The 19810-nt window shown below is 46.2% G+C and carries 21 protein-coding genes; 15 read left to right on the forward strand and 6 right to left on the reverse strand.

Going from position 1 to position 19810, the window contains the following annotated elements:
* Positions 1 to 69: 69 nt before the first annotated feature.
* Positions 70 to 2613 carry a mannose-1-phosphate guanyltransferase gene (locus JGK20_RS14200; RefSeq protein WP_293183481.1) on the reverse strand — a complete coding sequence of 848 codons (2544 nt, stop codon included), beginning with the start codon at positions 2611 to 2613 and terminating at the stop codon, positions 70 to 72.
* An 89-nt stretch (positions 2614 to 2702) separates the two neighbouring features.
* Here JGK20_RS14200 and JGK20_RS14205 point away from each other — a divergent pair, with 89 nt between their 5' ends.
* Positions 2703 to 2843 carry a hypothetical protein gene (locus tag JGK20_RS14205; protein WP_293183483.1) on the forward strand — a complete coding sequence of 47 codons (141 nt, stop codon included), beginning with the start codon at positions 2703 to 2705 and terminating at the stop codon, positions 2841 to 2843.
* A 259-nt stretch (positions 2844 to 3102) separates the two neighbouring features.
* Here JGK20_RS14205 and JGK20_RS14210 read toward each other — a convergent pair whose 3' ends face one another.
* Positions 3103 to 3366: a hypothetical protein gene (locus JGK20_RS14210; protein WP_293183485.1), complete on the reverse strand. Its 264-nt coding sequence runs from the start codon at positions 3364 to 3366 to the stop codon at positions 3103 to 3105.
* 19 nt (positions 3367 to 3385) lie between these two features.
* On the opposite strand from JGK20_RS14210, the gene JGK20_RS14215 reads away from it, so the two are divergent.
* On the forward strand, positions 3386 to 3583 hold the full coding sequence (locus JGK20_RS14215) for a hypothetical protein (protein WP_293149854.1): 198 nt from the start codon (positions 3386 to 3388) through the stop codon (positions 3581 to 3583).
* Between the two features lie 11 nt (positions 3584 to 3594).
* Here JGK20_RS14215 and JGK20_RS14220 read toward each other — a convergent pair whose 3' ends face one another.
* On the reverse strand, positions 3595 to 4809 hold the full coding sequence (locus tag JGK20_RS14220) for a transposase (protein ID WP_293183487.1): 1215 nt from the start codon (positions 4807 to 4809) through the stop codon (positions 3595 to 3597).
* 122 nt (positions 4810 to 4931) lie between these two features.
* Between JGK20_RS14220 and JGK20_RS14225 the strand changes: the two genes are divergently transcribed.
* Positions 4932 to 5669 carry a class I SAM-dependent methyltransferase gene (locus JGK20_RS14225; protein ID WP_293230950.1) on the forward strand — a complete coding sequence of 246 codons (738 nt, stop codon included), beginning with the start codon at positions 4932 to 4934 and terminating at the stop codon, positions 5667 to 5669.
* A gap of 248 nt (positions 5670 to 5917) precedes the next feature.
* Here the strand turns inward: JGK20_RS14225 and JGK20_RS14230 are convergent, their stop codons facing one another.
* The gene (locus JGK20_RS14230) at positions 5918 to 7588 is read right to left on the reverse strand and encodes a hypothetical protein (protein ID WP_293183491.1); all 1671 of its coding nucleotides are present in this window, start codon (positions 7586 to 7588) and stop codon (positions 5918 to 5920) included.
* 136 nt (positions 7589 to 7724) lie between these two features.
* On the opposite strand from JGK20_RS14230, the gene JGK20_RS14235 reads away from it, so the two are divergent.
* A complete protein-coding gene (locus JGK20_RS14235; protein WP_293224724.1) occupies positions 7725 to 7865 on the forward strand; it encodes a hypothetical protein in 141 nt (46 codons plus the stop codon).
* A 60-nt stretch (positions 7866 to 7925) separates the two neighbouring features.
* Here JGK20_RS14235 and JGK20_RS14240 read toward each other — a convergent pair whose 3' ends face one another.
* Positions 7926 to 8405 (reverse strand): NUDIX domain-containing protein, encoded by a 480-nt coding sequence (locus tag JGK20_RS14240; protein WP_293149848.1) that lies wholly within the window; start codon positions 8403 to 8405, stop codon positions 7926 to 7928.
* A gap of 145 nt (positions 8406 to 8550) precedes the next feature.
* On the opposite strand from JGK20_RS14240, the gene JGK20_RS14245 reads away from it, so the two are divergent.
* Entirely contained in the window at positions 8551 to 9252 is a 702-nt protein-coding gene (locus tag JGK20_RS14245; protein WP_293230953.1) for an alpha/beta hydrolase, read from the forward strand.
* Between the two features lie 189 nt (positions 9253 to 9441).
* Here the strand turns inward: JGK20_RS14245 and JGK20_RS14250 are convergent, their stop codons facing one another.
* A complete protein-coding gene (locus JGK20_RS14250) occupies positions 9442 to 10272 on the reverse strand; it encodes a class I SAM-dependent methyltransferase (RefSeq protein WP_293230956.1) in 831 nt (276 codons plus the stop codon).
* A gap of 305 nt (positions 10273 to 10577) precedes the next feature.
* Between JGK20_RS14250 and JGK20_RS14255 the strand changes: the two genes are divergently transcribed.
* From JGK20_RS14255 to JGK20_RS14300, 10 genes are all read left to right on the forward strand, one after another.
* Complete coding sequence (locus JGK20_RS14255) at positions 10578 to 11354, forward strand: GTP-binding protein (RefSeq protein WP_293230959.1); 777 nt, start codon at positions 10578 to 10580, stop codon at positions 11352 to 11354.
* Positions 11351 to 12166: a metallophosphoesterase family protein gene (locus JGK20_RS14260; protein ID WP_293196502.1), complete on the forward strand. Its 816-nt coding sequence runs from the start codon at positions 11351 to 11353 to the stop codon at positions 12164 to 12166. The genes JGK20_RS14255 and JGK20_RS14260 overlap by 4 nt, the downstream gene beginning before the upstream one ends.
* A 237-nt stretch (positions 12167 to 12403) precedes the next feature.
* The gene (locus JGK20_RS14265) at positions 12404 to 13135 is read left to right on the forward strand and encodes a metallophosphoesterase family protein (RefSeq protein ID WP_293224720.1); all 732 of its coding nucleotides are present in this window, start codon (positions 12404 to 12406) and stop codon (positions 13133 to 13135) included.
* Between the two features lie 96 nt (positions 13136 to 13231).
* The gene (locus JGK20_RS14270; protein ID WP_293230962.1) at positions 13232 to 13801 is read left to right on the forward strand and encodes a Crp/Fnr family transcriptional regulator; all 570 of its coding nucleotides are present in this window, start codon (positions 13232 to 13234) and stop codon (positions 13799 to 13801) included.
* Between the two features lie 269 nt (positions 13802 to 14070).
* Entirely contained in the window at positions 14071 to 15126 is a 1056-nt protein-coding gene (locus JGK20_RS14275; RefSeq protein ID WP_293196506.1) for a GTP-binding protein, read from the forward strand.
* 322 nt (positions 15127 to 15448) lie between these two features.
* Complete coding sequence (folE, locus tag JGK20_RS14280) at positions 15449 to 16099, forward strand: GTP cyclohydrolase I FolE (protein WP_293153275.1); 651 nt, start codon at positions 15449 to 15451, stop codon at positions 16097 to 16099.
* A gap of 143 nt (positions 16100 to 16242) precedes the next feature.
* Positions 16243 to 17472 carry an FAD/NAD(P)-binding protein gene (locus tag JGK20_RS14285; protein WP_293230965.1) on the forward strand — a complete coding sequence of 410 codons (1230 nt, stop codon included), beginning with the start codon at positions 16243 to 16245 and terminating at the stop codon, positions 17470 to 17472.
* 74 nt (positions 17473 to 17546) lie between these two features.
* A complete protein-coding gene (hemB, locus tag JGK20_RS14290) occupies positions 17547 to 18581 on the forward strand; it encodes a porphobilinogen synthase (protein WP_293230968.1) in 1035 nt (344 codons plus the stop codon).
* Between the two features lie 173 nt (positions 18582 to 18754).
* Positions 18755 to 18892, forward strand: a complete 138-nt coding sequence (locus JGK20_RS14295; RefSeq protein ID WP_293183511.1) for a hypothetical protein — start codon at positions 18755 to 18757, stop codon at positions 18890 to 18892.
* 172 nt (positions 18893 to 19064) lie between these two features.
* Positions 19065 to 19736, forward strand: a complete 672-nt coding sequence (locus tag JGK20_RS14300) for a response regulator transcription factor (RefSeq protein WP_293183513.1) — start codon at positions 19065 to 19067, stop codon at positions 19734 to 19736.
* The last annotated feature ends 74 nt before the right edge of the window (positions 19737 to 19810 follow it).

A 19810-nucleotide genomic window follows, 5' to 3' on the forward strand; every position in this document is an offset into this window, starting at 1 on the left:
ATATAATACCCGATTACCCATTACCGATTCCCAATTCCCAATTCCCAATTCCCAATTCCCAATTACCCATTACCCATTACCAAATTTATCTTGTCGAACCGCCTCTTCGCTTTGGGTCACAAAATCGTGAACGAGGGCGCGGTACTCTTTCAAAGTTTCAGATACCCAATCTCTGTCCTCGCTGTTGGCGAAGATATGAACGGTGGGTTCGCTAGCATCGGGCAAAACTAATACCCAATTGTCGTCGCTGTAGTTAAAAATCTTCACTCCATCTATTAATTCTAAACGATCGGGCGAATGAGTTTCTACCAAATGCCGCATGAGCGAACCTTTTACCGTCCAAGGACAGCGGACGCTGTAACTGCGGTGGGTGACGCGGGGAAGTTCCGCTTTGATCTGTCCGAGCGATCGCTCCTGAATCGTCATCATTTCTATCACTTTAGCAATGCAGAACATTCCGTCAAACCCCGGATGCAATTGCGGGAAAATAAAACCCATATTGCCGCTACCGCCCAAAACCACATTCGGGTTCCTGTTAGAGGCTTCCATCAATGCACTTGGGTTTGCCTTAGTGCGGATTACCTTGCTTTGATAGCGGCGGGCGATCGCCTCCACCGCAGAAGACGCATTCACCGGTACTACTACTGTACCTCTGGGATGGGAAGTCAGCATCAAATTTACCATCAGCGCCGTCAGCATTTCCCCACGAATCGCTATTCCCGACTCGTCTACCAAAATGAGCTGTTCGCCGTTCGCAGACACCTGCACGCCAAAATTAGCGCTGAGTGCTTTTACCACCCGGCCGAGTTGGTCGAGCAAATATTCCCGTTCTCCGTTGCTCAGAGAAGTCTGCTTGAGACTGGCATTGAGTACCACCGCATCACAGCCGAATTTGGCGAGCATTTGTGGCAGAATTGCTCCGGAAACCGCGTAAACGTAATCGATCACCACCTTAGAATTGCTGTAGCGAATTGCCTCAACATTCATCTGCCGCTCAAACATCCGGTTGTAAACGTCGAGTGCTTGGTTAAAGTACGACATATCTCCAATTTCGGGAATCAGAGCCCTGCGTAAATCTTCCTTAAAATAAGCGCCCTCGATTTTTTTCTCCGCAGCTTTAGTGATATTGATACCTTTGATATCGAAGAATTCAATTAAAATGTGGTCGGAGCGATCGGGCGAAATCCGAACGTGAATGCCGCCAGCAATTGAGATCGTAGACGAAACCGTGCGCGCGATCGGAATTGCCGTCGATTCCAAATTGACTACATTAATTCCCACCGACATCAAACCCGCAATCAAAGATCTCGAAACCATCCGCGAAATACTGCGCTGATCCCGAGAAACCGATACCGAAGCCCCTGGTTTCAAAGTTGAGCCGTAAGCCGCGCCCAATTTAACGGCAAATTCCGGGGTAATATCCACATTGGCCAGTCCTTGAACGCCCCGCTGGCCGAACAAATTCCGTTTAGCTTGTTCTCCCCAAATTAAATTTTGATTCAACAGAGCGCCGGATTCAATATTTTTGCTCGGCCAAACTCGCACGGAAGGGCCGACTTGCGCCTCTTCTCCGACAATGGACATTGAACCGACGACAGCACCTTCGAGGACGTGGGCGCGCCTGTCTACGCGGGTACTGCGGCAAATCACGCAGGCCCTGAGATGAGCATCTTCGCCGATAATTGCTCCATTCCAGACGATCGGACGTTTAATGTTAGCATCAGCCCCGACTGTCACATTATCTCCGATTACTGAACCCGCGTTAATTTTAACTCGGGCTCCAATTCGGCAATTGTTGCCGATCATGGCAGGTACTTCGACGATCGCGCTATCGTCAATAAAAGTATTTTGACCTACCCAAAGTCCCGATCGAACTTCATCGTAGTAGCTCAAATCCAGTTTGACCTTTCCCCGCAATGCGTCATACTGAGCTTCCCGGTAAACATCCAACTGGCCCACATCGCACCAGTAACCCTCCGCGATGTAACCGTACATCGGCTCGTTTTTTTCCAACAGCAGCGGAAACAAGTCTTTCGAGAAGTCGCACTCTTGATTTGCCGGCAGGTAGTCCAATACTTCTGGTTCTAAAATGTAAGTGCCGGTATTGACGGTATCGGAGAAAATTTCGCTGCTAGAAGGCTTTTCCAGAAAGCGACTGATCCGGTGATTTTCTTCCGTAATTACTACCCCGAATTCCATTGGGTTGGGAACGCGAGTTAAAATTAACGTAGCTTTGGATTTATTGCTGCGGTGAAATTTGATAGCTTCTGTCAAGTCGAAGTCTGTGATGCTATCGCCGCTGATGACCAGAAAAGTTCGATCGAGCAATTCCGCAATATTTTTGACACAACCAGCCGTACCCAGCGGTTGGTCTTCCTCCACAGCGTAGGTCATTTGAACGCCAAACTCGCTGCCGTCAGTAAAATATTCGCGCATGACATCGGGAAGGTAGTGCAGCGTCGCAATAATTTCCGTAATATTATGCCTTTTTAGCAAATTGATAATGTGTTCTGCGATCGGGCGATTCAGAATCGGCACCATCGGTTTAGGTAAATCGCACGTCAGAGGTCTGAGCCTCGTTCCCGACCCCCCAGCCATCAGCACAGCACGCATAAACAATCCTCCTTACTTAGAAACCTCTCTACCGTTATTGTCCGCTAGAAAAAGCTTGCCTGCTGTAACCTGTGGGGTACTAACTATCAGTGTTAATTATCTTTGAGTTATCCCACGTCTCAGAAATCCAGGAAGGAGAAGCCGTCGCCCAACAGCCACCGATTTCAACTTTTGGGTGGAAGCTGAGAAAGGGCGCGATAGAACTCCAATTTGTAGGGAATGTTGCGTAAATCCTCAGAATCATCGACTTTTGCCAGAAGTCGTTTCTTGCATCTTGCACCCTGAAAGGTATCTGCTTGGCTTTTATAGCAACCGCAGCCGACGACTGGACTGTTCTTAATTGCTGAAACCCTTGCTGAATATTGCTTCTTGTTTTTTCCTTCCTCCCTCTTCCTTCCTCCCTCTTCCTTCCTCCCTCTTCCTTCTTCCTTCTTCCTTCTTCCTTCTTCCTTCTGCTATATTTTTCAGTAGCCGACGACTGGACTGTTCTTAATTGCTGAAACCCTTGCTGAATATTGCTTCTTGTTTTTTCCTTCCTCCCTCTTCCTTCCTCCCTCTTCCTTCTTCCTTCTTCCTTCTTCCTTCTTCCTTCTTCCTTCTTCCTTCTGCTATATTTTTCAGTCTGTGGCGATCGGGGATTTTCAAGTCTCTAGCTGAAGGTAGAATTACAAGGGCGTATCTCTGCACCAGAGCAGTTGAAAAATGATAGATTAAGAATAGCGATACAGGCTCGCTGACGAAAAATCCAATCACTCGCTTAGGGGGTTATTTAATGGAACCGTTAATTGGATTAGTGTTGCTAGTCGCTTACGGCGGCGGTATTTGGAAATTTTGGAATGGTTTCGATCGCACTAATTTCGACAGAAGTTTTGCAAATAAGCTGAAACTGTCGCTGCTGTGGCCCGCGTTAATTTTTAATAAGCCTTACCGTCAAAACTTTACAAAAGCACTCAAAGGCTCTAGAAGTTGACACTCTCCGCTCTAAAGAGACGGGGATTCTTTCATCACAGGGAGCCTAGTAGCTTTACCCTCTGAAAGCATCTTGACGGTATGCCCTACCGCTGCAAGCCCACGCTGGACTACTACCTGCGCTGCTGCTACATCTCTATCTGCTTCATATCCACACTCAGGACATTGATGAATTCTTAAGCTCAAAGGCTTCTTTCCTGTATGAGTCTGGCACTGAGGGCAGGTTTGAGATGTACCATTTTTATCTACCTTTAATAAAAATACATCTTTCTTGAAACAAACATATTCCAGAATAGATAGAAATTGTCCAAATCCCGCATCTAGAGTGTGCTTGCAGAGCATCCCTTTTGCCATTGCTTTGACATTCAAATCTTCAGCAAATATCATTCCTGCTTGATTACAGAGATGATGGGCGGTTTTGAAATGGAAATCCTTCCTACTGTCACTGATATGTTGATGGTATCTTGCTACTTTTTTTTGAGCTTTTTGCCAGTTTTTTGACCCGATTCTTTTGCGACTGACTACTTTTTGCAGCGATTTCAGCTTGCGTTGAGCATCCACAAAGAATTTAGGTCTGGCAACTAGTTCATTATCGGAGGTAGCGAGAAATTTCTCTAAACCTAGATCGATTCCTAGGGCATAGCCATGAGGCATGGTAGTAGGGATACTTACATCTAGAGCTAAAGCTAACATGGCAAAGTATCCAGAGGCTCTTTTAACTATTCTGATTTGCTTGACTACAAAACCATCAGGGATAGGTCTAGAATCTCTGAACTTAACTAAGCCAATACTGGGTAGGTTAATCCTATTCCCGATTACTACGGTTTGATTAGGAGTAGGGAACAGGAAACTTCTGATTCTGCCTTTCTTCTTAAACCTCGGAAAGCCAAAACCTGATTCCCACATAGAAGTAAAGGCTTTCTCTAATTGCTTGAGAACTTGCTGCAATACTTGGGAGTGGACAGTTTTTAGCTCTGAATTACTTTGTCTAGCGGTGGTCAAAGATTTGCACTGCACGGCAAAGTTTGGTCTAGGGCTATCAACGGGAATAATGTATTCGGATTTTAGGCTACAGGCGTTGATTGCACATGACCTTGAGTTGTACCAGTCTTTCCGCTCTCTAAGAGCATAATTCCACACCTTGCGACAGACTTCTAACCAGTGGTCAAAGGTCTGAGATTGGGATGAAGTGGGTTCTAGTTTGTACTCGTAGGTCATGTTTAGCATATCTCTATAATAGCTTATCTAGGGCTAAGATGGTAGATAGAAATGGAATAGTGCAATAATTAAAAAATTAAAGCCGTCCTAGAAGGACGGGGCTTTAGACCCAATTTCTTGGTAATTAAAGAATGTCTAAAAAGTCGGAACGCCCAGCAGCAGGTCAAGAGCAGACTTGGTTTGCCAAAGACAAATCAGATAGCTGGCAAGCTTTACTATCGCAGGTTGCATCTCGGTTCGATCGCGAATATCGAGGAGAAGCATTCGCCTTACCCGAAGAAGTCGAAGCAATGCCGATTTTCCTGGAATCAGTCGCCGGAACCCTGCAAGAAAAAACAGTATCTCCCTTCTGGAAAATTGCCAAACCCCAAAAAAATCAGCGCTGTTTAGATATTGGCTGCGGAGTCAGCTTTCTGATCTATCCTTGGCGGGATTGGGAAGCCCTTTTTTACGGTCAAGAAATCAGCAGCGCCGCCCGAGATGCCTTAAACGCTCGCGGCCCTCAACTTAATTCCAAGCTATTTAAAGGCGTAGAATTGGCTCCCGCCCATCGCTTAAATTACGAAGAGGATCAATTTGACTTGTGCATCGCCACAGGCTTTAGTTGCTATTTTCCCATAGATTATTGGGCTATTGTCATGGCAGAAGTGAAGCGAGTATTAAAACCAGGCGGTCATTTTGTGTTTGATGTCCTCAATCCCAATGCACCTCTAGCAGAAGATTGGGCAATTCTGGAAACTTATCGAGCAGGCGAAGTATTCTTAGAGACAATAGAAGACTGGGAAAAAATGATTAAAGTGGCAGGCGCTAAAGTAGTAAAAAAACAAAACGGCGACTTATTCCAAATGTATAAAGTCCAATACAATTGAGAGGGCATGGGGCATGGGGCATGGGGCATGGGGAATTGGGTGAAGCGGAGGGATTGGCCTTCCCAGGGCATGGGGCATGGGGCATGGGGAATTGGTAATTGGGTGGGATTTTTTTAGGTCAGATCCAGTTAAAAATGTAGAGTGCGCCAGCAAATATAAATTGGTTTGCTAGGCAACAAATATTGCAACTGACGCACCCTACTGACTGATCGCCAATTACCAAATACCAATTCCCACCCAATTAACAATTAATTGGCCGTAGCAGGAGAAGGCGCAGGAGAAGGCGCAACTTCGGCGGCGGGAGAAGGCGTAGATTCCGGAGAAGGCGCAGCTTCTGGCGAGGGAGACACTTCAGCGGCGGGAGAAGGCGCAGCTTCTGGGGAGGGGGACACTTCAGCGGCGGGAGAAGGTGCAGCTTCTGGCTGCGGGGACTGTTCGGGGGCTGGTTTCGGTTGGGGAGAAGGAGATTGTTCGGGGGCTGGTTTCGGTTGAGGTGAGGGCGACGGTTTGGTTGCGGGTTTTGGTGAGGGCTGTGGCGACTGTTGGGCCCCTGGTTGCGGTTTGTTAGAGGGCGCCGGAGGCTTCTCAAACTGCGGTTTCACTTCCGCAGGGGCTGGGGACTGTTCGCCTGTCGGCTTGGGTGCTGTCGGGGCTGGCGCTAGCGGCTGCGGGCCTGTGGGCCTGGTTGGGGTTGTGGATGGGGTGACAGGAATGCCACTGCAAACTTTTTCGTCGTATTTAAACGCGACAGCCAACTGGTAAAGCTTGTGGGTGCTGGCTGCTTGAAATGTCAGATTAGGGTTAATAATCGCTGTTTTAGCCACAGTATCGAGAATACCGTAACCTGTGGGGACGATCGGCTTAGGCTCGGCCTTGAGCAAACCTTGAGGGCTGACAACTGCTCCGAAAACTGCCGTTCCTTCGAGTTTTTGCGAGCAAGCTTCTTTGGGATAAGCGACAGTCACAGGAGTCGGCCCCGTCATTTCCAAGTCGGGGTAAGCTCTTTTGAAGTCATTAAACAAAGCAACATAGGTATTAGCAGCAGCCAGCAATGTCTCTCTGTCCTTGGGTAAGTTTGAACCGGGAACTCCCTGCTGTTCTAGCTGTTGCTGTCCCTGGTCAAATTGTTGCCTCCTGATTCTTTCTTCGGGAGTTTCTGCGATGAGATTCCGTTTATTGGGATCTTTTTGAGTCAATTTCGGTACTCCATCGGGCCCAGAATTCCTGCCACCAATGGGGAATTCCGGGGTAAAGACTGGAGCTCCGTCTGGGAATAGCGGGAGTCCGCCTCTACTGGCTATAACCCTTTTGAGAGTCTCTGCCTCATCTTCGGAGGTGCCGCCAGGAAGCTGGGGCAATCCTGTTACTCCTGGTGGCGGTGGGGGGATATTACGATCGAAATTACCGGGTAATGGCGGGAAAATCAAACCGCTGGGAGGCCCTTGGGGGACGAAAGTTGGTGTTTTGAGAGAGGGGGGTTTGACCGTTGGAACTGAAGTTTGTGACTGCGGGGCGGCTGGGGCAGTTAATGGCGGGAGAGGGGGATCGAGAGGCGCAAAGAATCCAGGAGGTGGCATTCCCGGTGGCAGGGCGGGCAAGTTAACCGGTGGAGGGGGCAAAGGGGGAGCTAACTTTGGGGAGGTGGGAACGGGAACTGGTGCGATCGAAAACGGCTTATTAGACGATCGCGGTGGTATGGTTTGTGGCAGGCGGCCGGCTTCTGCGGGAGTTAGTTGTACGAATCCGACGGAACCGGGGATGTTTTTTGAGGAATTGCCACCACCATAGATGATGTTTGAGATTGTCGGGGCGCTTACTCCGAGCACTCCGTGAAGGCCGACAGAAGCTAGGGCTGCCCACCAAAAAGGCTGGCGCAGCGGTTCGGAAAGGGCGTTGGCTAGGGAGGATGAGTCAGTCATGACGATCGAGAATTGGTTATTGGTTATTGGTTATTTGTTACCGATATTTTTTTATGGGGAGCGGGTCAAAACTAAAAAATTTGCAATTTAAAGGTACAAGCATAGCACGATCGCCCTGGAAATTGCCCGATCGCTAGTGCCTTCTCACAAAAAAGACCGCTGCAATACCGTCATTTCCCGGCTGGCAAACTGCATTAATCGATTAAACACGATCGGCCGCTGCGATCGACCCCTGTTTCCAATTCGGTTACAGAAAGGAATTTGGACGGATGACTAAAAAGCTGACTGCATAAGTCTTTTTTCCTCTTCCCTCTTCCCTCTTCCTTCTTCCTTCTTTTTACCACCGATAGCGGTAAGTTTTAAAAGGAGCTCCCTCAACGCTCAGCAAGTCGATCGGATAAATTGGAGCGCCGCTTGCCATATATTGAAACATTTCCCGAACTTCCTCTCCGCGCAGCGACAACTGGTCTAACTCTTTAAGAGAATACCAACCAGCACACAAAGTAAACTCGTCCGGCTTGCTCTTGGGTGGCGTCTTATCTTCAGGACGAGCCACAAAAATCACCCTCAGGCGCACGTTGCCCCTAGGCATCACCGTATGCTCTACCCTGAGAATTCCCTCCACGATCACAGGAATGCCCGCTTCCTGGACAGTATTGCGCTGAGCAGCTTCAAGCAAAGTCTCGCCTTTTTCTACTCGCCCTGCTGGCAGATACCACTGCTGCTCGTACTTGCGCTCTTGTACCAGTAGAAAACGGTCTTCTAAGTGAACGACAACTAGGGTAAAATACAATGTTGGAATCGGCTCGCGAGCCATAGAAGTAGATATTCCCCAAGCAAAAAGTTTAACGAGCAAGAGATGTTAGCCATCCAAAGGATGCTTCGGCAAGCGTCTTTGAAGTTGAAAAATAGATCCTAGCACCCCGGCCGAAAAATCTAAAGTCTAAAATCTAAAATTGATAATGCCATTACCTACCGTGATTTTGCCAGGATATTTTGCTGCTGCTTCAGACTATCGGGAATTAGAAAAATCTTTGGTCGATCGCGGTTTCCCAACTGTAACAGTACCACTGGGCAAGGCAGATTGGTTGCCGACTTTTGGCGGGCGATCGATGGTGCCAATTTTGCGGAAGCTCGATCGCACGGTCAAACAAATGTTACAGCAATACGGCGTCTCTCAAGTAAATCTCATCGGTCATTCCGCAGGCGGCTGGATTTCTCGGATTTATTTAGGCGAAAAGCCTTATACAATTCACGGCGACGTGCGGTCGAATGCGGGTTTGTGGGAAGCTCACCCTTGGGTCAACACTTTAATTAGTTTAGGCACGCCACACGTCTCTCAAGAGCGCTGGACGCGCAAAAATCTAGATTTTGTCAAAATTCATTATCCCGGTGCTTTCCACCCGCAGGTGCGTTACGTCTGCGTTGCTGGGAAATCTGTTTTTGGTAAGCCTAGTTTTGGAACTTGGCTGGCCTATAAAAGTTACGAGTTGACTGTGGGGAAGGGCGAAACTTGGGGCGATGGAATTACGCCGATTGAAGCTGCTCTTTTGGATGGGGCCGAAAATTTGGTGCTGGAGGGTGTTTGGCATTCGCCTCGCTCTCCGGGGAGGTGGTATGGTTCGCTGGAGGTTTTGCCGAATTGGGTTGGGTATTTGTGTTAGAAACGAACCGCGAAGACGCGAAGGACACGAAGAAAGAAAGAAGAAGAAAATAGAAGGGTTCACCAACAATAATTGCCAATAATCGACAATCTCATAAACCCGCCCCCGACTTGAGAGTTATTCGATATTTCTATTAGACATTTGGCAAAAAGAGCTTCAAGAACAGGCAGGATGCCTGTTCCACAAAAATTATGGGAGATATCTATTGAGTTTTTTCCCGCAAGCCATCAACCAAAAACTCATCATCGATCGATCGCCCGCAGCGGCAAACTCATCCCGGTAAATTAGATAACTCTCTATTTCCGACTCGGAAATCAGCCCTTGTTTGACCATTTGTAAAATCGGCCCGGAGTCCAGCAAAGGTTCAAAGGCTTGAATGCCGATGATATCGCTGTGGCTGACAACGGCTTCTAAATCGACGTTACCAAACTTAGCTTCTTTCAGAATGCGGCACAGGTTTCGCCCTACGCATAAATTACCGCCCCGAGAGGCCATCACCTGTTTGAATTTCTCCCGGACAATCTCGACTGACCAAGGTGGATTTGTCAGCCAAAATAGATCCGCATCGCTATCGATAATCACCAGTTTACCACTCGGTTTTAAGATGCGGAAGATTTCTCTGGCTGCTGCGACGGGATCTGGGAGGTGAACAAATAGCAAACGGGCGATCGCAAAATCAAATGTATTATCCTCTAAACCAGTATCTGCGATCGATGCTTGAATGCGATTCACGCGATCGCCTCCTTTGTCCTGCAAATATCCTAGAGCTTTCTCGTGCAATACCGGGTCGATTTCTACGGCTGTTAACAAACTGTTTGGCAGTAATTTTAAAAGTTGTTCGGTAAAAAATCCCGGCCCGCTACCCGCTTCTAAAACATTCATCCCGTCGGCTAAACCGAACCACTTTAAGGTGCGTGCTTCTTTTTCCCAACTGAGCACAACTTGAGCTTTTAATCGCTGGATTTCTGCGTCAAGTTCCAGATTGTACGTACTGGCTTGATACGAACCTTCTGCTGGCATAAAGTCTTCTTTCTTCCTGGAGTGATGCCCCGATTATAGTAGACCTCTTGCAAAATAGCTAGGAACGGGCAAGATGCCCGTTCCACAATTTTTTTTTCTGTGGAATGGGCATCTTGCCCGTTCCAAAATTTGATTAAAACGATTTTTGCAAGAGATCTAGTGTAGGGCAGGCACGCGGGAAATCGGATTATTGGAACCGATGTTCGGAGGCTCTACCTCTCTTATGGAGGGGCATCGGGTGCGATCGCCAAATTAAATCTAAATATCTAAGAGCTAATTTGACTGAGAACGATTATCATTGTATTATGAGTCAACCTACAATCACCGCCGTAGCGGGCCCGCCCGGAAGTGGCAAAACAACCTGGATTCGACAGCAGATAGCCGTCGAGACAGCACCCGTACTGTATTGGTGTCCCGGAACCGGCAATGTGCCGATCGACCAAACCTGCATCGCCGCCGAATTCCCCCAAATCACCATCCTGACAGACGGCCAAGAATCCGAGTTCGCGAAACACCTAAACAACGGCGTTTCAGCTTACATTGAACTGGGATTTTACCTACAATTAACATCAATAGAAAACCTGCTTCAAAGCTTCCCCAGTCGCCGATTCGCTGTCGTACCACCAGACATCAAAAACACCGAATGGCATCAATGGGCGGATGTAATTGTAGAGGGCATAGCCGTTAGCGGCGAACCGGAAAAACTATCAATTTGGCGCAGCCCCGCCAGCGGACAAGTCCTCGATCCAGCCAGCCTCGATCTCTTTTGGTATGAAGAAATGACTCAAGGAGCCTATGGCAAAATCCACCGAGCCAAAGGCATTTTTGACATAGCCGACGGGCGATGTTTTTACTTCGATTTCGCTGCCAAATTCCAAGAAACCGCCCACGAAGAATTGCCACTTCCCCGCTGGCTCGAAGGCCGCCCCCAAAGATTTAGCGGCATAGAAATAGTTGGCGAAAATCTCGATGAAACAGCATTAGGACAAACCCTAGAAGATTGCTGTCTCTCCGAAACAATCATGTTGAATTACCAACAACAAGTAAAACAATCACTTTTATCAGCAGAAGAAGCAGAATGAAAATAGCAGTTATGTCCTGCATTCACGGCAACTATGAAGCCTTAAATGCAGTTTTATCAGACATTGACGAACAACAAGCCGATAAAATCTTTTGTCTCGGAGATTTAGTCGGCTACGGGCCCAATCCCCACGCCGTAGTAGAAATGATTCGATCGCTCGACATTCCCACTTGCGTCGGCTGTTGGGATGAAGATATTGTCGAAGGTTTGAACTCCTGCGAATGTAGCTATCCCTCAGTTTTAGCCGAAAAAAGAGGCAAATTAGCTCACGAATGGACTAACAATCAAATCTTCCCAGAAACGCGAGAATATTTAGCCACTTTGCCACACAGTCTGCGAGAAGACAATATGTGTTTTGTTCACGGTAGCCCTCACAGCAATCATGAATATTTACTGCCGACAATGGATGCTTTTTCTGCCTTAGAGCGGGTATTTTCTGCGGGTGCTGATGTGCTGTTTTGCGGTCACACTCATGTACCATATGTCCGTACTTTAGATGCTGGAAATATGCAGGTTAGAGTCAGCGGGCCAAGCATTGAAGGAGACAAAGATTTGAGTTTTACTGCTCCTTTAAAGCGGATTGTGAATGTTGGTTCTGTAGGAGAACCGCGCCACGGTAGACCGAATGCTACCTATGTGATTTATGATGTTGACGCGCAACAGGTGATATTGCGAGAAGTGGAATATGACTATCAAACTACTTGCGCTGCAATTATTGAAAAAGGTTTGCCGCCGATTTTTGCTTGGCGTTTGGCTAGAGGTTTGGAATATGCCGAAAGAGCTGACGATCCGACTCATGTTTGTGAGAGATAGATAAACAGTTGACAGTTGACAGTTGACAATTGACAATTCAATCATTCCAATGCAACCAGAAACGATATGAATCGGCGGTTGAAACCGCTACTACAAAAACGAAGTCCGCCGACGCGGACTAAGAGTAAAGGAGAGATTCAGAACTTTTTCCTTTATCTTACTTCGCGTCCTTTGCGCCTTCGCGGTTCGTTCAAAACAATCTCCGAAAAAAACCTTTAGTATCAACAACAATAAACAATGAAAAACTGGGCAATATTAACAGGAATCGAAGGGAATTTGATAGCTTACGAAGCTGTACTAGCTGACATAAAACGCCTGAGAATTCGCGTTGACGAATTGTATATTTTAGGCGATTTAGTCGGCCCGAATCCCGATTGCGAAAAATTAGTGCAGCGAGTTCGATCGCCCAAACGAGGAGAAATCGCACCTCAAATCTGTATCGGGTGGTGGGAAGAACAGTGTTTTAACTTATATGGAATAGGTTCTAGCCCTGATGCGACAGAATTGCAACAAAAATACGGTGCTGAGACGATTAAGTTGCTCTGGGATTCTGTCAGCCGAAAAACTGTAGAGTGGTTGCGCTCTTTGAATTTTGGTTTTCATGAATTGGATTGTTTGTTGATTCATGGGAGTACCGTTAGCGCATCTGATGAGCTTACCCCGGAGACTCCGCCGCCTGTGATGCTCGATCGCGTAATCCGTGCTGATGCTAATAATTTGTTTTGCGGGCGATCGGGCTTGGCATTTGAGTATCAATTACAGCCAACTATTCTCAATAACTGGGTAATGACACTTGATTCTCAAGAGCCTCCTGCAACGGTGTCTGCAACTGCGCGAAGGGCGATCGGAGTTGGGAATGTCGGGCGGATCGCCGATCGAGCAACTTATACCCTGTACGACCCAGATACCGATACAGTCAAGTTCCGAAACGTCTCTTACAGCACCCGCAAAGGGTTTCAACCTTCTTGACTCCGGAATTGGAATTTCCAGCTAGTTGATATAGATTATCAATTAACTTAGACTGTAATAGTATCCAAAGTAGCGATCGCGCTAAACCTAAATCCTATGACTCTTTCAACCTACACTCCAGCCTTGTACTCTAATCTCAGACAGCAGACTTTCACCTGCCGTCAGTTAGTACCCATGCCCTTTAACGGCTTACTGCGAATTGAACGGGGAGCCGTCCGAACCATGACCTGGAGCGAACAGGGAACACCAATAACCCTCGGATATTGGGGAGTTGGAGACGTACTCGGTCACTCGCTGTCAGGCATTGAACCTTATCAAATTGAGTGCAAAACTCATGTAGAAGTGAGTTACATTCCTCAAAATTTGTGCTATCAATCCTTAGATGAAATTTTCAGACACTTTCAGCAAACTCAAGAATTTTTCTGCATTGTGCGTAGCGAATATCTGCGGGATAGATTGGTGCAACTATTAGCTTGGTTGGCAAAAAAATTTGGTCGGGAAGTAGCACAAGGAATCTTAATCGATCTGAGATTGACTCACCAGGAGATTTCTGAGGCGATGGGAGTTACGCGGATTACCGTCACGCGCCTGATGTGTCGGCTGGAGCAGGAGGGAATTATCGATCGCACTCGCCCTCAATACATTGTTTTAAATTCCCGTTTGTAACATGGGATTAATCTGGAAAAGAGATGACAGTCAAGTGTTCAAGAGTCATCAGCTAGCTGAGCAATAATTCTAGGGCTTGCGCTTACAGCACATTTTAGATATCATGAGAATGATTATCATACTTAGTCTAGTGCGATCGCCCGTATCGCCTGGATTTCAGCTATCAAGTGCGATCCTCTTCGAGGACTGCGCTAACGACAATTGCCTTGGGAAGCGCAGTGCCTTTCCCAATTAACAGCAGGGCTTCTACAATTAATAGATGAGGGACAATGACTAATCTCACTGTACAAACCCCAGATTTAATTTCCGATTTTCCCAAAAGAGGAATGCCCGTAACTATAATTACCGGATTTCTCGGCAGTGGAAAAACCACTTTACTCAATCAAATACTCAAAAACCGCCAAGATTTAAAAGTAGCAGTTTTAGTTAACGAATTTGGCGATATCAACATCGATTCGCAGCTTTTAATTTCTACCGAAGATGACATGGTAGAATTGAGCAACGGCTGTATTTGTTGTACCATCAACGAAGGCTTAGTCGATGCCGTCTACCGAGTTTTAGAACGGGAAGAACCCATCGACTGCATGGTGATTGAAACCACCGGAGTTGCCGATCCTCTACCGATCATATTGACATTTTTAGGCACTGAATTGCGGGATTTAACCAGTTTAGATTCTGTACTCACCGTAGTCGATAGCGAAACATTCACTCCCGAACATTTTGACAGCGAAGCAGCTTTAAAACAAGTGGCATTTGCAGATATTGTGCTGATGAACAAAACTGATTTAGCTCCTCAAGCAAAAGTAGAAGAGTTAGAAGCTTACATTCGCACAGTTAAGGAAGGAGCGAGAATTCTCCACTCTCAACACGGTGAAGTTCCTTTACCCTTAATTTTGGGTGTAGGTTTAACACAAGCCGATCTTTTTGATAGTGTTGAAGCAGAGGAAAAACACGAGCATCACGAACACCATCACGAACAGGATCATCATCACGAACATCATCACGAACATCACCATCACAGACATCACTCCAATCACTTAGACAATGACGGATTTGTTTCGCTATCATTTGAGAGCGATCGACCTTTTTATCTCCACAAGTTCCAAGAATTTCTCACCGAAGAAATGCCCTTAGATGTATTTCGAGCAAAAGGCATTCTCTGGTTTGAAGACAGTCCGATGAGACACATTTTTCAACTTAGCGGCGCGCGCTATGAATTAAACGCTTACGAATGGTTGACTCCACCCAAAAATCAACTCGTAGTCATCGGCCGCAACTTAGATACTGCTCAAATTCGAGAACAACTTAACAGTTGCTTAGTTTAAGATTTCATCAATCTAAGTATCACGTCCAGGATTCTAGCCGACACATTTTACATTAGGTATCGACAATATTTAGTGTGGAACAGGCAGGATGCCTGTTCAAGACAATTTTTTGGGGAGATATCTATTTAATTTCGCCGTTAGTGGTTGCAATTTTTGCTGTTCACAAATCGTGTAAATACTAACGGCAAATTTTACATTTATATCGATAAAACTCATCCAAAAAAATCTCAATATTTTAATATTACATTTTGTAAATCTTGTTATAATCAGGTAGCAACCAAAAGTCAATACCGACTGTTAAACATTCTCACAAACTGCAAGCATGACTTTATCTACTCGCCCAGAACTGACTTCTCCAAATGGTGTAGTGTCATCAATTCCTACTCAATCTCAACCCCCTGTCTCAGATGAAGAAATGAGACAAGCAGTGCGTACATTGCTGCTAGGATTGGGAGAAGACCCAGACCGTGAAGGGTTACGAGATACACCGAAACGAGTTGTCAAAGCCTTGCAGTTTCTAACTGGAGGTTATCGTCAATCTCTCGACGAACTGCTCAACGGAGCGGTGTTCACAGAGAATGCTAACGAAATGGTATTAGTGCGGGACATTGATATTTTCAGTTCCTGCGAACATCATATTCTGCCAATTATTGGCAAAGCACACGTTGCTTACATTCCCAACGGCAAAGTAATTGGACTGTCAAAAATCGCTCGAATTTGTGAAATGTACGGCCGCAGATTGCAAGTACAAGAACGCTTGACTGCACAAATTGCTGATGCACTTCAAGGATTGCTAAAACCTCAAGGTGTAGCAGTTGTAATTGAAGCAACTCATATGTGTATGGTAATGCGTGGCGTGCAAAAACCAGGTTCTTGGACTGCGACTTCAGCAATGCGTGGCGTGTTTGCTGAAGATTCCAGAACTCGTCAAGAATTTATGAGTTTAATCGCACACAAATCAAGTTTTCACTAGCTAGAATTGTCTGCGAAAACTTCCGTATTTGCAGGCTGAACAAAGAAAAGAGAGTCATATTAGATTACCATATTTCTCTCTTTTCCTTTCCTCCCTCTGCGCCCTCTGCGCCCTCTGCGGTAAAAAATCTTATCTAAACTGAAATGGAAATCACCAGTGTTACGCGATCGCAAATCGATTTAGCGGTAGTCGGGGCGGGGCCTCACGCTTTAACCCTGGTTACTCATTTGCTGCAAAAATGCCAGAAGAAGCGGGACAAATTTTGGGTTTTTGACCCCAGTGGTGGCTGGCTAACTCAGTGGGAGAGGCAGTTTGCGGCTTTGGAAATTCCACACTTGCGATCGCCTGCGGTGCACCATCCCGATCCCAATGCTTTTGAGTTGCGACGGTTTGCCGAATCTCGCCCTAACGAGTTGTTTGCGCCCTACGATTTGCCAGGAAGTCGGCTGTTTAAGGAATTTTGTGGCGATGTGGTTAAGAGATGGGAATTGGGCGATCGCGTCATCAAGGCAAAAATAACTCGGATTGAACCGTTGAAAGGGAATTTTCGGCTTTGGTTTGAGGATGGAGAAAGTGCGATTGCGCGTCGTGTGGCGATCGCCACAGGCGGCGGTAAACCCCAACTACCGGAGTGGACAAATCAAATTCAAACGCCCTATCCACCAGACAAACTTTGCCATTCCCATCAAGTTAATTTGCAGGGATTAAAGTTGCAGGGAGAAAGGATTTTAATCGTTGGGGGCGGTTTAACTAGCGGACATTTGGCAGTAGGTGCGATCGGGCGCGGTGCCCAAGTAATATTAATGTCAAGACGAAAGTTACAAGAAAAATTATTTGATGCTGAACCGGGTTGGTTAGGGCCAAAATATCTCAAAGGTTTTGAAAATGAACCTGACTGGGAAAAGAAATGGGAGATGATTCAACAAGCTCGCAATGGTGGCTCTATGACTCCTAAAATTATGACACAATTGCGTCGGATTTCGCGGGATTCGTGTCTTGAATTTCACCCAGAATGTCAAATTATTGAGGTTAAATGGGATGACAATCAATGGACTGTTTACTGTCAGGATGGAAATCAGCTATTCGTTGATAGAATCTGGTTAGCAACAGGAACAAAATTAGATGTAACAGCCGAACCATTGCTGACAGAAATTTTAGAAGCTTATCCCACTAAAATAGTTAAAGGATTGCCTGTTTTGGATGAGTATTTGCGTTGGCCAGGATGCGAGTTATTTATTATGGGTGGTTTAGCCGCTTTGCAAGTAGGGCCTGTTGGTCGAAATCTTTCCGGTGCAAGAATGGCAAGTTCTCGCATTGTGCCAGCTTTAATTCAATATAGGGCTAGGGTTTCATTAACTCAAATTGCTGGGTAATTCCTAATAAATATAGATTTGAGCGACGGAAATGCAATAATAATGATTATCATTCTTTACAAACTTTAGTTCCTATGTCCTCCGCAAATAACGTCGAGTCCGCCGTTCCCACAGAGAACGATCGCAGTCCCTCCCTCACAACAATCCGTCCCCGCCGCCTGCGACGCACGCCCGGATTGCGCCGGATGGTACGGGAAAATCATCTGACAGTTGACGATCTCATCTATCCGATGTTTGTGATGGAAGGAGAAGGGCAAAAAGTTGAGATTGCTTCGATGCCTGGTTGTTATCGCTTTTCCCTGGATTTATTGCTAACAGAAATCGCCGAATGTTGGAATTTGGGGATATGTGCGATCGCCCTTTTCCCAGTAATCTCAGAAACCAAAAAAGACGACACCGGAACTGAAAGCTATAATCCAGAAGGATTGGTTCAACAAACAGTCAAAGCCATTAAACAAAACATCCCCGAAATAGTTGTAATTACCGACGTAGCCCTCGATCCTTTCACCACTCACGGACACGACGGTTTAGTTGATGAAAGCGGTAAAATTCTCAACGATCCGACTGTTGAAGTTTTGGTAAAAATGGCAGTTTCTCAAGCCGCCGCTGGTGCAGATATGGTCGCACCTTCCGACATGATGGACGGCAGAATTGGTGCAATTCGCAAAGCCTTAGATGCCGCAGGATACATCGATACAGCAATTTTGGCTTATTCAGCAAAATATGCCTCTGCTTATTATGGCCCGTTTCGGGATGCCCTCGATTCTGCCCCCAAATTTGGAGACAAAAAGACTTATCAAATGGATGCTGCTAATGCTAAAGAAGCGCTGAAAGAAGTTGCTTTGGATATCGCAGAAGGTGCAGATATTGTGATGGTAAAACCTGCTTTGGCTTATCTCGATATTATCTGCCAAGTGCGCCAAGCAACTAATTTACCCGTAGCTGCTTATAATGTCAGCGGCGAATATGCAATGATCAAAGCTGCTGGAAAGTTGGGTTGGATTGATGAAAAACGGATTATTTTGGAGACTTTGACGAGTATCAAACGGGCTGGTGCCGATTTGATTTTGACTTATTTTGCCAAGGAAGTTGCTTTGATGTTGAAATAAGGGAATTGTTTTAAGCGCTTTTAGGAACAGGCTCTCTGGCCTGTTCCACAAGAATTATGGGAGAATTACGATGGAAATATAATCAAATCTCCGATCAAGTTATCTGTACGTAATATCATTGTGGTATGGGAATGATTTAACCACAGAGAGCGCAGAGAGCGCAGAGGAGAGAGATGAATAATTTCGATGAAGTGCAGATTTTGGAACATAATCAACAGAACTGCGCTTTAGTGCAATTCTGGTTGCTGACTTCCACAACCACATTTGGCGGACAGATGCAGGACGGATGCCCGGTAATTACTCTATGGTAAGAAGATGACCGAGACGATTTGGGATTTGGGATACTTCGACCTCACTCAGTACAAATTTTGAATGAGAATTTCAGCAGTTTGAATCCCCTAGTTTCAACGCTTGTCACAAATCTAAAATCTAAAATCTAAAATCTAAAATCCAATGATGATGTTGTGCGGCAACGAATCAACTATGCCCCAGACTTTACCTCGATCGGACAAACGAACTTTTTTAGTCGTGGATGACCATGCGATGGTGTTAGACGGCACGCTTAATATTTTAAGGCAGGAGTATCCACAGGCAGATATTCTGACGGCTCCAACGGCTCAGGAAGCCCTTCAGCAAGTAGCACAGATCGTCCCGGATCTGGTGATTGTGGATTTGGTGATGCCAGAGGCGATCGGCGAAACTGCTCAGGCTAATTCAGGGCTTCAACTCCTGAAAACGCTGATGGAGCATTATCCGAGTTTGAATATTGTGGTGCAAAGCGCCCATGTTCGCACATTGGTTTGGCTGAAACCGTCGATCGACAATCATATGGGCGGATTCACGGTTGTTGATAAAAGCCAGCCTGTGAAAGACTTGCTGGCGATGGTCAATTGGGCGCTGGATGAGCGAATTTATACTCCTAGAGAGATCCGCAATGGGCTGCAACTCAAACCTGCTTGGATGCAGGTATTGCAATTTGCTTTTCAAGATAGCTTACAGGATACTGCGATCGCCAAACGGATGAATGTTTGTGAACGCACTGTGCAATATTACTGGATTAAGATTCGAGATGTGCTAGAAGTGTATCCCGAAAAAGATAAAAATCTGCGGATTCAAACGGAAGTGCGGGCTAGGGAAGCAGGACTTATTGATTGACAGTTGACAGTTGACAGTTGACAGTTGACAGTTGACAGTGGGGGAACTACTGACTACTGACCAATAATTTCAAA

It is taken from the genome of Microcoleus sp. PH2017_05_CCC_O_A (assembly GCF_020738785.1).
Lineage (GTDB): Bacteria > Cyanobacteriota > Cyanobacteriia > Cyanobacteriales > Microcoleaceae > Microcoleus.

Bases quoted from the DNA above. Each gene is read 5' to 3' on its own strand.
- JGK20_RS14265 (WP_293224720.1), top strand. From the start codon at position 12,404: ATGAAAAACTGGGCAATATTAACAGGAATCGAAGGGAATTTGATAGCT.
- JGK20_RS14295 (WP_293183511.1), top strand. From the start codon at position 18,755: ATGAATAATTTCGATGAAGTGCAGATTTTGGAACATAATCAACAGAAC.
- JGK20_RS14255 (WP_293230959.1), top strand. From the start codon at position 10,578: ATGAGTCAACCTACAATCACCGCCGTAGCGGGCCCGCCCGGAAGTGGC.
- JGK20_RS14230 (WP_293183491.1), bottom strand. From the start codon at position 7,588: ATGACTGACTCATCCTCCCTAGCCAACGCCCTTTCCGAACCGCTGCGC.
- JGK20_RS14300 (WP_293183513.1), top strand. From the start codon at position 19,065: ATGCCCCAGACTTTACCTCGATCGGACAAACGAACTTTTTTAGTCGTG.
- JGK20_RS14220 (WP_293183487.1), bottom strand. From the start codon at position 4,809: ATGCTAAACATGACCTACGAGTACAAACTAGAACCCACTTCATCCCAA.
- JGK20_RS14260 (WP_293196502.1), top strand. From the start codon at position 11,351: ATGAAAATAGCAGTTATGTCCTGCATTCACGGCAACTATGAAGCCTTA.
- JGK20_RS14270 (WP_293230962.1), top strand. From the start codon at position 13,232: ATGACTCTTTCAACCTACACTCCAGCCTTGTACTCTAATCTCAGACAG.
- JGK20_RS14275 (WP_293196506.1), top strand. From the start codon at position 14,071: ATGACTAATCTCACTGTACAAACCCCAGATTTAATTTCCGATTTTCCC.
- JGK20_RS14240 (WP_293149848.1), bottom strand. From the start codon at position 8,405: ATGGCTCGCGAGCCGATTCCAACATTGTATTTTACCCTAGTTGTCGTT.
- JGK20_RS14285 (WP_293230965.1), top strand. From the start codon at position 16,243: ATGGAAATCACCAGTGTTACGCGATCGCAAATCGATTTAGCGGTAGTC.
- JGK20_RS14250 (WP_293230956.1), bottom strand. From the start codon at position 10,272: ATGCCAGCAGAAGGTTCGTATCAAGCCAGTACGTACAATCTGGAACTT.
- hemB (WP_293230968.1), top strand. From the start codon at position 17,547: ATGTCCTCCGCAAATAACGTCGAGTCCGCCGTTCCCACAGAGAACGAT.
- JGK20_RS14245 (WP_293230953.1), top strand. From the start codon at position 8,551: ATGCCATTACCTACCGTGATTTTGCCAGGATATTTTGCTGCTGCTTCA.
- folE (WP_293153275.1), top strand. From the start codon at position 15,449: ATGACTTTATCTACTCGCCCAGAACTGACTTCTCCAAATGGTGTAGTG.
- JGK20_RS14225 (WP_293230950.1), top strand. From the start codon at position 4,932: ATGTCTAAAAAGTCGGAACGCCCAGCAGCAGGTCAAGAGCAGACTTGG.
- JGK20_RS14215 (WP_293149854.1), top strand. From the start codon at position 3,386: ATGGAACCGTTAATTGGATTAGTGTTGCTAGTCGCTTACGGCGGCGGT.
- JGK20_RS14200 (WP_293183481.1), bottom strand. From the start codon at position 2,613: ATGCGTGCTGTGCTGATGGCTGGGGGGTCGGGAACGAGGCTCAGACCT.